Consider the following 12,898-nt stretch of genomic DNA (forward strand, 5'->3'; position numbering starts at 1 on the left):
CCGGTCGTGAACCACTGCGCTGGCACTATCAGGTGCTGGGCAACCACCGCCTCAACGGCGTCGCGCCGCCCCAGCTTCGGGAGTAATGGCATGTCTCGTCAAATTCGCCTCAATGCCTTCGACATGAACTGCGTCGGCCATCAATCACCGGGCCTGTGGGCTCATCCACGAGACCGTTCTTGGCAATACAAGGATCTGGAGTACTGGACCGACCTGGCGAAGATTCTGGAGCGTGGCAAGTTCGACGGCCTGTTCATCGCCGACGTACTGGGCATTTACGATGTCTATCGCGGCAACGGTGAGGCGGCGATTCGTCAGGCCACGCAGGTGCCGGTCAACGATCCGCTGCAATTGATTCCGCCAATGGCACTGGTTACCGAGCACCTGGGCTTCGGGCTCACTGCATCGCTGTCGTTCGAACACCCGTACCCGTTCGCCCGCCGCCTGTCGACCCTGGATCACCTGACCAAGGGCCGGGCAGGGTGGAACATCGTGACCTCCTATCTGGAAAGTGGCGCGAAGAATCTGGGCCAGAAGACCCTGACCGAACACGACGCCCGCTATGACTTTGCCGAGGAGTACCTGGAGGTCTGCTACAAACTCTGGGAGGGCAGTTGGGAGGAGGGCGCGATTTTGCGAGATCGCGAGCGACGCGTGTTCAGCGATCCGGGCAAGATTCACGAGATTCGTCACGTCGGCAAACACTTTCAGGTGCCCGGTATCCACCTGTGCGAACCTTCGCCGCAGCGTACGCCGGTGCTCTATCAGGCCGGTGCGTCCAGCCGGGGCAAGCAGTTTGCCGCCGAGCATGCCGAATGCGTGTTTGTCGCCTCGCCGTCGAAGGTGCTGCTGAAAAAAACCGTTGCCGACATTCGCCGTCGTACCGCCGAAGCCGGTCGCGATCCATCCAGCGTGCTGATCTTCAACCTGCAGACCGTGATTCTCGGTGAGACCGATGCCAAGGCCAAAGCCAAGTTCGAGGAGTACAAGAGCTGGGTCAGTTACGAAGGCGCAATGGCGCTGATTTCAGGGTGGACCGGTATCGACTTCAGCCAGTTCAGGCCCGACGAGCCGCTCAAGCATGTGCATACCAATGCCATTCAGTCAGCGGTGGAAACGTTCTCCACCGCTGACCCCGACGCCATCTGGACTCCGCAGGCGCTGGCCGACTGGGTCGGCATCGGTGGTTTTGGCCCACTGTTTGTCGGCAGCCCTGAAACGGTGGCCGACCTGTTGCAGGAATGGGTCGAAGAAACCGACGTCGATGGCTTCAACCTGGCTTACGCGCTGACCCACGAAACGTTCATCGACGCAGTGGACTTGCTGGTGCCCGAATTGCAGAAGCGCGGTGTTTACAAGACCGAATACGCCCAAGGCACGCTGCGCGAAAAGCTGTTCGACGCTGGACCGCGCCTGCAAGCGCCTCATCCCGGCGCGGCATTTCGGGATCTGGCGGCATTGGCTCGCACGCGAGAACCACAGTCGGCTTGAGCCCCAATCGTTAATCCAGGATGGCAACAATGGGCTGCGCAGCAGCCCTTCATTGCAACCAATCCACCGCCTGTGCCTTTTTTGCTGCCGGTTCCCGGCAGATCGCCTGCAAGCCGCCCGCCCACAATCCAACCAGCCCATCGTTTACTGCCAGACGCTGCGTTGCGCCTTTTCACATTTCCCTATTCCGCGTCTGACATCACCTGAATTCGCTGCGTCTGGCTCTGCCAGAGCTGCCATGTCACGCTTTACCGGGTCATGGGCGGAGGGAGGAACCCATGACAATTTGTCCGGCTAATTGTTGAATCGTTAAGCCGCTTAAACGTTTTACCTACAACTGCGGCACATGTCGTCTCCATGATGCGGTGCTGCAGTCTTGATCCTTCATGAACAGGAGTTCTCATGAGACCCACGATGTCGAGTTGTTCCAGCGTGTTTGCGCTATTGGTCACCTCTGTCTTTTTTCTGACCCCGGCGCTGGCCAAGACACCGTCCTCGGATCCCAACGACACCCTCGCCACACTGGCCGTGGTCAAACCGGTCAGCGCCTGTGCTGCGCTGACCCAAGTCGATCTCGCTGATATAGGCGGATCCGGTAGCCGTGTGGTTTCAGCCGGGGAATCGACGCGTGACGGTGTACCGGTTTGCGCCGTTGAAGGCCTGCTTGCACCGCAGATCGGCTTCAAGCTGGAGCTGCCCACCAACACGTGGGCGCAACGTTACCTGCAGGTCGGCTGCGGCGGCCTGTGCGGTCGCATCGACACGACGGTGGGGGCCGCCGAAGGCTGTCAGCCCCTCAAAACCGGCGCGTTTGCCGTGGCCTCTACTGATATGGGGCACCCAGCCTCGGACACCTCGTTTGGCGACGACCCGCAGAAACGCGCAGATTTTGCCCATCGCGGCGTCCATCTGACGGCGCTGGCGTCGAAGCAGCTGATCAACGTGTTTTACGGCCAGAAGGCTAAATACGCCTATTTCAGCGGCTGCTCCGACGGAGGTCGCGAGGCGCTGATCGAGGCCCAGCGCTATCCGGACGATTTCGATGGAATCGTGGCTGGCGCGGCTGCCCTGAATTTTCAGACACAGAACGCCTTGTACCACGCCTGGCTGGCGCGCTCCAACAGCGGGCCGGATGGCAAGCCGATTGTCGTCGCGTCCCGTTTGCCCATTCTTCACAAGGCGGTGCTGGCCCAATGCGATGTGCTGGACGGTCAAATCGATGGCCTGATCGCTGACCCCAGAATTTGCCGTTTCGACGCGTCTACGGTGCAGTGCAGCGTCTCGGCCGATACCAGCAAATGCCTGACCTCCAAAGAAGTGGAGGCCGTGCGGCGCTTTTATGATGGCCCGAAAGACCCCGTCAGCGGCGAACGACTGATAGTGGGCGGCCCACAGCCCGGTTCGGAGCTGGCGTGGGCAGGGGTATTCGTACCGGTTTCCGCTGATCAGCCGATCTTCAGCGAAAAGATCGCGTTGGAGTCCCTGCGCAATCTGGTGTTCGAGCGCAATCCCGGCGCCGACTTCAAGCTGGCCGATCTGCATTTCGACAGAGCCACCTTCGAACGGCTTCGTCCGATGCACGCGCTGTACGATGCGACCAACCCTGACCTGACGGCCTTCGCCAGCCGAGGCGGCAAGTTGATTCTCTGGCATGGCTGGGCCGACCCGCACATCTCGCCGCTCAATACGCTGGCCTATCACGAGGCGGTCGAAGCGCGCATGGGCAAGGCCCGGACCGAGTCGTTCGAGCGTTTGTATCTGCTGCCGGGTGTCTATCATTGCGGCAGCGGGAAGGGGCCGAGCCTGATCGACCTGCTGACGCCGGTCATGAGCTGGGTCGAGAAGGGGCAGGCACCTGGCGCGATCGTTGCGCTTCAGGACCGGCCCAATAAGCGCGGCAGCGTTGGCGCACCCACGGCCAGCGGCACCAAGCCGGTGGCTGCGAACCTGCCAGCGTTCATGACCAAAGAAGACATCGCCAACCGTGGTCGCACGCGCAAGGTGTTCCCTTATCCGTATATGGCCGAGTACGACCACAAGGGTTACTCGAAACGGGCCAACAGCTACCAACGCTCCGAGCCGCTGACAACCGAAAAGACACCGAAGTGGATCGGGAGCGGGTTCTTCCAGCCTTACGAGCCCTTGGTGCGCTAAGCACGACGAGGCGACCTGACACGCAGTGGATCACTCCAGCGCGTTGCCGGTTTTTACCATGAGTGCCCGCAACCACGCCTGCCTTGGGTCGTGGTGCGTGCGCTCATGCCAGACCAGTGCTGCAAAGCATGGATGAGCACATTAAGCGATACGCTTTTTATGACGCACACACGTTATGACAGGCAATAAAAAACCCCGTCAATCGTAACTGACGGGGTTTTCAAGAGTGGAGGCCGAGGTCGGAATCGAACCGGCGTAGGCGGATTTGCAATCCGCTGCATAACCATTTTGCTACTCGGCCTCAAACATCCGATGCGTTACCGCTGCATCAAACGTATTTAAACTGTAGAAGAAAAGATATTTCTTTGTCTTCCAACCCATTGAATCTAAAGGGTTTTTTTCAATTCCCCAATCGGGAATGGACGCAATTCTGTACTGGTTCGAAGGGCATGTCAAGAACGAGGCGAAAATAATTCACCCAGTGCTGGAAGGGGATGTGCTCTCAGGCATCTGCCGTTGCGCTGCGTTCCACCAGACTTTCGATGTCGAAATGCCCTCAGGCTTAGGCAGTGGAGCGGATGGGGTCAACTGGCCATCCGCATCCGCCGTTCTTCGCGCAACTGCTCCAACTCGGAGGGCGTGCGGGCCAGCAGTCTCAGTGCGAAATCATGAGGCGTCGTATCGCGCTCCTGCGCAGCCCGCAGGAACGCCGATCGGGCGTGCTCGGCACGACGTTCGCTGATGAACAGACCGCCGGGGTGACGGTTGAAATTGGCCAGCTCCTTCTGAAGCTGTTCGTCACGACGGATGAAAATTTCCAGCGCTTGATTGATCTGGGTGTCCGTGAAAGGCATGTGTTTCTCTCCATGAATGATCCACCGATACCTCTATCGGCAGACCTGATCGAAGGTTGCGTGCAGTTCGTCGTGAACCCGGTGCCTGCACACCGGGTTCCACGGTCACAGTGAATAGCTGTTCGTCTGAATGTGAAGGCCTTCGTTAATGGCCGCAATGGCGTGTGCGGGCATCTGCTCCAGCGCCGTGAACGACGGTGGTGCAACCACCTGCGCAATAGAAATACAGGCCATGCTCAATCGGGCCGCCTCTGCTTCTAGTGCTAATGTGTTTTTCGCGTGATTGGCTGCGATTTCACTGAGCGTCGACACGGTGCATCTCCTGATGATGGGGCGGCGTATTGCTGCATTGCTGATAATGGCTGACACGTCAGAAATACATCGCTCCGGCGCAGTCAGCCTGTGCATTGCAAGCTGCGAGCCATATATGGCAACGGTTGGCTGCCGATGATCGCTTTTTGAATGAGGGAGGTATTTAGCGCCTTTTGATTGCCGCTTGTCTGTTTGCAGGCACTTAGCGTCGGGCGCAATCCTCACAGTTACAGGCGCAGATACCCTGCGTTGAAAGCTGGAGATCAAGCATGGGAATTGAAGACAACGGCCCTGAAAGCGCATACCCGGGACCCGCCGAGCCAGGCAGCGAAGAAAACACTTATCCCGATAGGGAGAGCGGCGACAGTGAAGACCAAGACACTGCGCGCAACGATTTGAGCGATGACCCGGACATGCCGGTGAATCCCCCTGTTGATGAAACCGAAGCTCCGTCGTTGGGCAGCAGTACCTGACCGACGACAGAGCGGAGACCCTGCCAGCGTGGGGTCTTTTAACCTGCTACCGCTGCTTGCGGGTTTCAGCCATCTTGCGCTCCATTGCCTGATCGAAAATGGCTTCAAGCGTTGCAGTGTCTTCTACAGACAATGCGTTCACGCATTTCAGGCCAACCAAAAAGCCTTCCGTCTTACCGCCAGCCGTGGCCAGCTCCAGGAGACCGTCGGCCATCTCGATGCTTCGCACCAATTCGGCGGCCTGAGACTTGATGGTGAGCGGGATGTTCATCTCCTTGAGTGTCATGAGTGCCTACCTGTGTTGCCCAAAGATTAAGGCCTCAGGCTAACAGCCCTGAGAAACGTTCTCACGCCTCATCTCTGCCCATTCGATCAGTGCCTGGATCGATGGCCCGAGTGCGTGACCCATTGCCGTAAGTTGGTACTCCACTTTGGGCGGTACCTGCGGGTACACCGTGCGCAGAACGATCCCGTCCTTTTCCAACTGTTTTAGCTGCTGAATCAGCATTTTTTGATTGATCCCGTCGATCAACTTCTCCAGATCCGAAAACCGAAGCGCTCCTTTTGCCGCGAAAAGCTGACACAAAATGATGATTTTCCACTTTCCCTCCAACACACGAAGCGTTTCTGTGGTTGCCGCCGCCCAGTCACGACGGTTTTGCGGGTCTTCGCAGTTCCATTCCCGTGCCATAGCTTCCTCATGTGTGTGTTACCCACTTTTTGGTAGGTACTTACCCTAATCACACCAGCATCCTAGAATCGGTGCAAGATTTGCGACTAAAGAGGCTATCCATGAAAGTCGGCATCATTGGCATTGGTAACATCGGAAGCACCATCGCCCGCACACTCAAAGCGGCTGGCCATGAAGTTCGCGTAGCGAATTCGAGGGGCGTCAACGGCGTTCGTGGTTTTGCTGAAGAGACGGGCGTCGAACCGGTGGACATTTGGGGTGCGGTGAGCGCAGTGGACGTGATCGTTCTGTCCATACCTTTACCTGCCTTGAGCACGCTTCCTTCAGACTTGTTTGCCTCGGTGCCCGACAGCGTCCCGGTGGTCGACACCAGTAATTACTACCCTGGCCTACGCGACCCCCGGATCGCTGAAATTGATCAGGGGATGACCGAAAGCATCTGGGTGAGCCGCCAGATCGGACGTCCGGTCATCAAGGCGGTCAACAACATTCTGGCCCACTCACTGGCACGCTTGAGCACTGCCAAAGGGACGCCGGGGCGTTTGGCAGTGGCGGTAGCGGGTGATGATTGCAAGGCCAAAGCAACCGTCATGTCGTTGGTAGACCAGATCGGCTTCGATCCCCTCGACAGTGGTTCTCTTGAGGAGTCATGGCGGCAACAACCCTCCACACCGGGCTACTGCTGCGACTACGACGCCGAAACCATGCGCGCCGCGCTGTTGACGGCGGTCAAGGAGCGGGCGGCAGCGAAACGGGATGAACTTCCGGAGCACTTCAAGCGACTCGGGCCGAACCCCGAGCATGACGATATTGTGGCCATGAACCGTTCTTTGAATTCGCAGGGCTGACGATTGCCGATGGCGCGTGATACAACAACCCGATTTAACAGGTTTAACTCATCCGCATCGGGTACTGAATGGGGTTCACCCGGCGTTTTATGGGAACGGAGCCACGTTTTGGGACTCGACTGATAAATCCCAGGACGACAATCCAATGGATGTTTTCCGTATTGAAGCTGAGGGCGAAACGTGGGTCTTGTACAAGGTCCACGGCTATAAGCCGATCATGCGCTCCAGCAACCGGGCCGATTTGATTGAGCAGGCTCAGATAATGGCGGGCGGGAAGGGTGCTGTGATTCGCTTTTGGTCCGCGACCGGTGTTCGAGAGCTTCGAGTAGGCGCGGTCGACGATGATGAGGTATCAGGTCTGTAGGTGCGCAGCCCTATATGCCAGGCCCGCCAGCTAAGCCCTTGCTCAGCAAATCGCCACAGGTTAAGGGTTGCCCGTTCTATCTCTTGACTGACTGGCATTAGGCGGTCCCGCTGACGACCCGCGTTTGCTCTCTCACTATCCATTTTCGGCACATATTCGTGGCCTGTCCTGTGTTCGGAATGGAACTTGCTGTGTAGGGTGACCTGTAAGCCTTGCAACTAAAAAAGGTCAGGTCCATGAACAACAATAATGATCTGGTCCCGGCGGGTTCCAACATGGTGCGGTCGGCATCGCCCCTCCAGCGTTTCCTGACGAGTGACATCGATGAGCACGCTGGGAACATGCCTGGCTGGAAGCTTCACTATGATCAGTTATCGCCGGGCCTCTTTAAAGGCGAGTTGACCGAGTTCCGTTTGGGCTGGATGCAACTGGCACGCGACCGCTCTAATCAAGCCATGACCAAGAGTGGAGCGGCCTGGGAAGGGGCAATTGCGTTCAGCGTGCCGTTGAGTGCCGACGGCCCGGTCTATTGCTCGGGGCATCCGATTCACGACCCCAGCCTGCTGGTTGTCCACGGCTACAACTTGCCCAAGCTGCACACGCCTCCACACCTTGATTTACTCAATGTGGCGATTGACGAACGCGTACTGGAGCATGCCCTGGAGCGTCAGGGCAGCCCTTTTCGGATTACCGATCTTCCCAAGTGTTACCGCTTGAGCGACTCGCCTGTGCAACGTCAACTCGCGGCGTTGTTCGATGAGCTGGCGGAGTGCGACGCGGACCGTGAAGCGTTGCTCGGATACGACTCGATCCGCCGTGGTATACGCGATGCGGTGATGCTGCACATGCTGGAACTGATTGCACCGGATCAAGCGCCGCCCCTAACCCCCACCGCGCGTAAAAGGATGGTCGACCGGGCCCTTGACTATGCGCTGAGCCACCTCGACGAACCGTTGTCGATCCTCGACCTGTGCAACCACATCGGCGCCAGCCGACGCAAACTCCAGTACTGTTTCCAGGAAACCCTGGGGATCAATCCGGTGGCGTATCTGCGTGCGTTACGCCTCAATGCGGTGCGGCGCGAACTGCGAGCGAGCCCGCAATCGGGAGGTGTGCACGCCGTGGCGGCACGTTGGGGGTTCTGGCATTTGAGCCGCTTCTCCGGTGACTACCGTCACCTGTTCGGCGAAAGCCCTTCACAAACCCTGCACCGCACCCAACTCTGCTGAAAACGGATAACCGCTCACGGCGGTGCTGCATAGGATGACCCTACCACTTGATGGAATGGGCATCCGATGATCAATAACAATAATGCAAGCAGCGCACGCATGGCGCTGTTCACCCTGGGAATGCTCGGTTGCTGCGCCAGCGTTCAGGCCACCGAAAACGGCGCGCCGACCACGGCGGTCGGTGTCTATGACTTCGGCGCGGGGATGATGCCGCCAGCCACGCCTTACGGGACCCTGGGGCTGCGAACCGGGTTTTATTCGGCCAACGTGCAGAAAGATCGTGACGGGCGCTCAGTCGACAACCATCTTTCATTGGATGTTTTATCCATCAGCTTAGCCTATATACACCTGACGGATTACACCCTGTTAGGCGCAACTTATGGCTATAGCGCAGTGGTGCCGTTTTTCAAAATGGACACTTCCCTCAAGGTGCCGACCCCGGCCGGACCACTGAGCCTGGAAGCCGATCCGTTTCGACTGGCCGATGTGCAATTTTCGCCAGTGATCCTGCAATGGAATCTTTCGTCGAATCTGTTCATCAACACCCAACTGCAGATCCAGGTACCCACCGGGGACTACGACAAGAATCGTTTGATTTCTCCGGGGCTCAATCACTGGACGTTCTCGCCGACCGTCAACGCCACTTACATCACCGACAGCGGCTTTGAGGTGTCATCAAGCCTTCAGGTCGACGTCAACACTCGCAACCCTGCGACCGACTACAAAAACGGTGTCGAATACCGCCACGAATTTGCCGTCGGCCAACATGTAGGGCTGTGGACCCTGGGCCTGGGCGGCTACTACTACCGCCAGTTCAGCGATGACGACGCGCCGGGGCTGCAGTCGGGCAATCGCGCACGGGCGTTGGCCGTCGGGCCGGCGGTGAGTTACTTCAAGCCCGGCCTGCCACCCATCTGGCTGCATGTCTACAAGGAAACCGCTGCCCGCAATCGAGCCGAGGGTTACACCGTGGCACTGCGTATTTCTCAAAGTTTCTAAGGGGCTGACCATGAACCCATTACGTTCTGATTCCACATTACCCCTCCAGGCCACCGGACGCCGTGAAGGGCTGGTGCTGATGCTGGGTAGCAGCCTGACCATCATGGGCGCCGTCATGGTGGCACCTGTCCTGCCCAAGCTTGGCGCCGAGTTCGGCCCGCTGGACGCGCACGCTGACTTGCTGGTGCCGCTGGTGGTCACCGGGCCGGCACTGGCGATTGCGTTGTGCGCGCCGCTGGCCGGATGGTTGGCCGACCGGGTCGGGCGCAAGACCTTGCTGATCATCGCCACCCTGCTGTATGGCGTTCTCGGCGCGCTGCCGGCAGTGCTGGATAACTTGCCGGCCATCGTCGGTATACGCATGTTGTTCGGCTGCGCCGAAGCCGCGGTCATGACCTGCTGCGCCGCGCTGATCGCCGACTATTGGCACGGCGAGGAGCGCATGCGCTATATCAACCGGCAAGTGGTGACCATCGGTCTGGTGGGCGCGCTGTTCTTCGTGGTGGGCGGGGTGCTGGGGGAACATTCCTGGCGTCAGCCGTTTCTGCTGTACCTGCTGCCATTGCTGCTGGTGCCGGCGATGATGAAAGTGCTGTGGGAGCCTGCGGCCAGCCGGCAGCCGATCGACATGCCCGATGCAGGGAGGGTGGCGATCCTGCCCCTGGTGCTGGGTTACCTGCTGATTTTCAGCGGCATGGTCCTGACGTCTGTCGTGCCGATCCAGGCGCCGGTTCTGCTGGTGGGCATGGGCGTGACCTCCAGCACCCTGATCGGACTGGCGGCGGGCCTGAGCCTGCTGTCGACTTTGGGTGGTTCGTTAGCCTGGCCGCTGTTGCGACGTCGTATCGGTGTCGCCGGCTGCAATGCAGTGTTGCTGACATTGCTGGGGGTGGGGCTGTGGCTGCTGACGCGCGGGCAAAACTACAACGCATTACTGCTGGCCATACTGGTTCACGGCCTGGGCGCCGGGCTGTTGGTACCCAACGCGATGGCGCCGGTCATGAATGCTCTGAGCGCCAGCACCCGCGGACGCGGCCTGGGCGGATTCACTGCCTGCCTGTATGTCGGCCAGTTTGTCAGCCCGCTGGTGGTGGCGCTGCTGGGTGCCTACTCGGGCGACCTGCGCCTTTCCATCCAGTGGCTGGCGCTCGCCAGTGTGGCCTCGGCCCTGGTTTGGGCGCTGGCCGGTCTGCAAGCGCGGCGCAAGGCGCTCACCCGAACGTTGGGCTCAAGTCATTCGTAATCAAGAGGACATGCACATGGACATCCAGAACCTGCTGGACACCGAGGACGCCACGGGATTGGCCGAGTGGCTCCGGCGCGGCGAGCTACAACCCGGCGAGCTGCTGGAGGCGGTCATCGACCGCGTCGAACGGGTCGAGCCGCAGCTCAACGCCGTGGCCGAGCGCCTGTACGATTCGGCTCGTGAGACCGCACGTACAGCACGGCCCGGTGACGGCATGTTTGCCGGGGTGCCGACCTTGATCAAGGACCTTTTCTCACCGGTCAACGGCGCCGCCATGACCAATGGTTCCTGGTCGCTGGGAGGCGCGCGCGCCGACTTCGACGCAGAACTCGTGACGCGTTTGCGCCGTGCCGGTTGTGTGATTGCCGGCACCAGCACCTCGCCCGAATTCGGTACCTCGTACTCCACCGAGTCCAACCGCTTTGGTGCTACCCGCAACCCCTGGAACCTTAGCCACAGCGCGGGCGGCTCCAGCGGCGGCGCGGCGGCTCTGGTGGCGGCGCGCGTCGTGCCGTTTGCTCATGGCAACGATGGCGGTGGCTCGTTGCGCGTGCCGGCCTCCTGCTGTGGGGTGTTCGGCCTCAAGCCGAGTCGCGGGTTGTTGCCTTCGGGGCCGATGATTGGCGAAGGCTGGGCGGGGATGGGCACGCCCCATGCCATCACCTTGTCGGTCCGGGACAGTGCCGCGTTGCTGGATGCGACGGCGGGTATCGACCTGGGCGCGCCGTATGCCGCGCCCCTGCAGGCACAGCCCTATGTCTCGGCACTGCAACGTGATCCACAGCCGCTGCGTATCGCGCTGGTGGAGCAACTCGGGCCGTGGTCGACGTCCAGCACGGCGCTGGAGTCCGTGCGCGCGGCGGCCAGGCTGTGCGAATCCCTTGGCCACCGTGTCGAGCCGGTGAACCTGCCAGTGGTGCTGCCGGAGTTTCTCGATCAGGTCTTTACCATCATTGGCGCCAGCACCCGTCACTATGTCGACGTCTTGGGCCGGATGCGTGGCTTCCCAGTGCAGCCTGAGGAACTGGAAGCCCGTACCCGGATCATCCTGCGCAGCAAGGGCGAGGTCAGCGGTGCGCAGTACGCCGGCGCAGTGGAATGGATCCATGCCCTGGGCCGTCAACTGGCGGTGTTCATGCAGGACTACGACCTGATCCTGACACCCACCCTGGCCCGTGAACCCTTACCGATCGGCGAGCTGGACCTGCAGGACGACCGCCTGAGCCTGGATGAGTTGATCGAGCGCTTCCATAGCTACTCGCCGTTCACCGCGCTGTTCAATGCCAGCGGGCAACCGGCGATGTCGGTACCGTTGCACTGGAGCGCGGCCGGCCTGCCGATGGGCGCGCACTTCGCCGCTCGTTTTGGTGAGGAACATACCCTGTTCGCCCTCGCCGCACAGTTGGAGCGGGCACAGCCCTGGCGGCGGCGGATACCGCCGATCAATGCCTGTGCCGCGCGCTGACCGAACGGTTGGATTGGCAGCCCTTGACCCAATGCCGGTCAATTAAGAGATAGAACGGCAACCAGTAACCTGTGGCGAGCGGGCTTGCCCCGCGTTGGGCTGCGCAGTCCCGAGCGAAGATGAGGCGTTCCCGCTCATGGCTCTCTGGGTCAGTTGAAGGTGCAAAATTAAGGTCGAGATGCTGCGAATACATCGAATTATCAACTGCGCTGCTGTGAAGAGGCGTCAGGCGATGATGGGGTCAGTAAGGCCTTGCATTTGGCGTCAAGCCTGGCTCTGAGCGGCGCGATGGAGGCTGAGGTCATCTTTCCTCGCGGCACCTCTTTGGAAAGTTCGACCATTTTGTGGGCGACGGCATCTTGGTTTTCCGGGGTATCACCAGCGCGTGCCAAGAACACATAGAACAGTTTCGATGCTTGCGGCCGGGTGATATCTGGCTGGTCTCCAGCAACTGACAAAATTTCAAAATACGCCGAACACTCCACATTTTCGTCAGTGGCTGGGGTCGCGTGTACAAAAAAAGACGCACTTGCGAAGGCGGCAAATAGGAATTTAGGGGCGTGCATGAAGCAGATTCCGTTGTGTTGGGCATGGGTATTTTGTGTAGCGATAGTTCCCTGAACTCAGCGAGACAATCCGGTGCTTCCCGATTGTTCTATTTACACGTCCCGCCCTTATGATGCGAGCCTGTCCCGCCTGTTGGGTGCGTGCCTTTTGGGCACGCGGAGGCAGAGACTGAAACGACTGAAAGGAATACGACGAGTCCGGCGAT

General features: G+C 59.7%; 14 protein-coding genes, 1 tRNA gene and 1 pseudogene. 10 read left to right on the forward strand and 6 right to left on the reverse strand.

Features of this window, described 5'->3' with window-relative positions; genetic code table 11:
* The 3 genes and pseudogenes from ALP40_RS07120 to ALP40_RS07130 all read left to right on the forward strand — a co-directional run.
* Positions 1-86, forward strand: a pseudogene (locus ALP40_RS07120) (acyl-CoA dehydrogenase); the annotation flags it as partial.
* Positions 87-90: 4 nt separating this feature from the next.
* On the forward strand, positions 91-1,491 hold the full coding sequence (locus ALP40_RS07125; RefSeq protein WP_122207605.1) for an LLM class flavin-dependent oxidoreductase: 1,401 nt from the start codon (positions 91-93) through the stop codon (positions 1,489-1,491).
* A 402-nt stretch (positions 1,492-1,893) separates the two neighbouring features.
* Positions 1,894-3,645, forward strand: a complete 1,752-nt coding sequence (locus ALP40_RS07130) for a tannase/feruloyl esterase family alpha/beta hydrolase (RefSeq protein ID WP_122207606.1) — start codon at positions 1,894-1,896, stop codon at positions 3,643-3,645.
* Between the two features lie 227 nt (positions 3,646-3,872).
* Here ALP40_RS07130 and ALP40_RS07135 read toward each other — a convergent pair.
* The 3 genes from ALP40_RS07135 to ALP40_RS07145 form a co-directional block, all read right to left on the reverse strand.
* Positions 3,873-3,946, reverse strand: a tRNA-Cys gene (locus tag ALP40_RS07135).
* 283 nt (positions 3,947-4,229) lie between these two features.
* Positions 4,230-4,499: a DUF6388 family protein gene (locus ALP40_RS07140; RefSeq protein ID WP_122207607.1), complete on the reverse strand. Its 270-nt coding sequence runs from the start codon at positions 4,497-4,499 to the stop codon at positions 4,230-4,232.
* A 105-nt stretch (positions 4,500-4,604) separates the two neighbouring features.
* Positions 4,605-4,811, reverse strand: coding sequence for a hypothetical protein (locus tag ALP40_RS07145; protein WP_122207608.1), 207 nt, complete (start codon positions 4,809-4,811; stop codon positions 4,605-4,607).
* Between the two features lie 269 nt (positions 4,812-5,080).
* Between ALP40_RS07145 and ALP40_RS07150 the strand changes: the two genes are divergently transcribed.
* Complete coding sequence (locus tag ALP40_RS07150; protein WP_122207609.1) at positions 5,081-5,284, forward strand: hypothetical protein; 204 nt, start codon at positions 5,081-5,083, stop codon at positions 5,282-5,284.
* A gap of 46 nt (positions 5,285-5,330) precedes the next feature.
* Here the strand turns inward: ALP40_RS07150 and ALP40_RS07155 are convergent, their stop codons facing one another.
* Positions 5,331-5,570 (reverse strand): hypothetical protein, encoded by a 240-nt coding sequence (locus ALP40_RS07155; RefSeq protein WP_122207610.1) that lies wholly within the window; start codon positions 5,568-5,570, stop codon positions 5,331-5,333.
* A 39-nt stretch (positions 5,571-5,609) separates the two neighbouring features.
* Positions 5,610-5,975, reverse strand: a complete 366-nt coding sequence (locus tag ALP40_RS07160) for a helix-turn-helix domain-containing protein (RefSeq protein ID WP_122207611.1) — start codon at positions 5,973-5,975, stop codon at positions 5,610-5,612.
* 101 nt (positions 5,976-6,076) lie between these two features.
* Between ALP40_RS07160 and ALP40_RS07165 the strand changes: the two genes are divergently transcribed.
* The 6 genes from ALP40_RS07165 to ALP40_RS07190 all read left to right on the forward strand — a co-directional run bounded on the left by ALP40_RS07165 (position 6,077) and on the right by ALP40_RS07190 (position 12,126).
* A complete protein-coding gene (locus tag ALP40_RS07165; RefSeq protein ID WP_122207612.1) occupies positions 6,077-6,823 on the forward strand; it encodes an NADPH-dependent F420 reductase in 747 nt (248 codons plus the stop codon).
* 145 nt (positions 6,824-6,968) lie between these two features.
* Positions 6,969-7,187: a hypothetical protein gene (locus ALP40_RS07170; RefSeq protein ID WP_122207613.1), complete on the forward strand. Its 219-nt coding sequence runs from the start codon at positions 6,969-6,971 to the stop codon at positions 7,185-7,187.
* A gap of 236 nt (positions 7,188-7,423) precedes the next feature.
* Positions 7,424-8,416, forward strand: a complete 993-nt coding sequence (locus ALP40_RS07175) for a helix-turn-helix domain-containing protein (protein ID WP_122207614.1) — start codon at positions 7,424-7,426, stop codon at positions 8,414-8,416.
* 66 nt (positions 8,417-8,482) lie between these two features.
* Entirely contained in the window at positions 8,483-9,415 is a 933-nt protein-coding gene (locus ALP40_RS07180; RefSeq protein WP_183136012.1) for a transporter, read from the forward strand.
* A gap of 10 nt (positions 9,416-9,425) precedes the next feature.
* Positions 9,426-10,658, forward strand: a complete 1,233-nt coding sequence (locus ALP40_RS07185; RefSeq protein WP_122207615.1) for an MFS transporter — start codon at positions 9,426-9,428, stop codon at positions 10,656-10,658.
* A gap of 16 nt (positions 10,659-10,674) precedes the next feature.
* Entirely contained in the window at positions 10,675-12,126 is a 1,452-nt protein-coding gene (locus ALP40_RS07190; RefSeq protein WP_122207616.1) for an amidase family protein, read from the forward strand.
* Positions 12,127-12,326: 200 nt separating this feature from the next.
* On the opposite strand, the gene ALP40_RS07195 is transcribed toward ALP40_RS07190, so the two are convergent.
* Entirely contained in the window at positions 12,327-12,692 is a 366-nt protein-coding gene (locus ALP40_RS07195) for a hypothetical protein (protein ID WP_122207617.1), read from the reverse strand.
* Between the last annotated feature and the right edge of the window lie 206 nt (positions 12,693-12,898).

It is taken from the genome of Pseudomonas viridiflava (assembly GCF_003702045.1).
In the GTDB taxonomy this organism is placed as follows: Bacteria; Pseudomonadota; Gammaproteobacteria; order Pseudomonadales; family Pseudomonadaceae; genus Aquipseudomonas; species Aquipseudomonas viridiflava_C.

Excerpts from the sequence above, each read along its gene's own strand:
- ALP40_RS07150 (WP_122207609.1), top strand. The coding sequence starts at position 5,081 with ATGGGAATTGAAGACAACGGCCCTGAAAGCGCATACCCGGGACCCGCC.
- ALP40_RS07140 (WP_122207607.1), bottom strand. The coding sequence starts at position 4,499 with ATGCCTTTCACGGACACCCAGATCAATCAAGCGCTGGAAATTTTCATC.
- ALP40_RS07125 (WP_122207605.1), top strand. The coding sequence starts at position 91 with ATGTCTCGTCAAATTCGCCTCAATGCCTTCGACATGAACTGCGTCGGC.
- ALP40_RS07165 (WP_122207612.1), top strand. The coding sequence starts at position 6,077 with ATGAAAGTCGGCATCATTGGCATTGGTAACATCGGAAGCACCATCGCC.
- ALP40_RS07190 (WP_122207616.1), top strand. The coding sequence starts at position 10,675 with ATGGACATCCAGAACCTGCTGGACACCGAGGACGCCACGGGATTGGCC.
- ALP40_RS07160 (WP_122207611.1), bottom strand. The coding sequence starts at position 5,975 with ATGGCACGGGAATGGAACTGCGAAGACCCGCAAAACCGTCGTGACTGG.
- ALP40_RS07180 (WP_183136012.1), top strand. The coding sequence starts at position 8,483 with ATGATCAATAACAATAATGCAAGCAGCGCACGCATGGCGCTGTTCACC.
- ALP40_RS07130 (WP_122207606.1), top strand. The coding sequence starts at position 1,894 with ATGAGACCCACGATGTCGAGTTGTTCCAGCGTGTTTGCGCTATTGGTC.
- ALP40_RS07175 (WP_122207614.1), top strand. The coding sequence starts at position 7,424 with ATGAACAACAATAATGATCTGGTCCCGGCGGGTTCCAACATGGTGCGG.
- ALP40_RS07185 (WP_122207615.1), top strand. The coding sequence starts at position 9,426 with ATGAACCCATTACGTTCTGATTCCACATTACCCCTCCAGGCCACCGGA.
- ALP40_RS07155 (WP_122207610.1), bottom strand. The coding sequence starts at position 5,570 with ATGACACTCAAGGAGATGAACATCCCGCTCACCATCAAGTCTCAGGCC.
- ALP40_RS07195 (WP_122207617.1), bottom strand. The coding sequence starts at position 12,692 with ATGCACGCCCCTAAATTCCTATTTGCCGCCTTCGCAAGTGCGTCTTTT.
- ALP40_RS07170 (WP_122207613.1), top strand. The coding sequence starts at position 6,969 with ATGGATGTTTTCCGTATTGAAGCTGAGGGCGAAACGTGGGTCTTGTAC.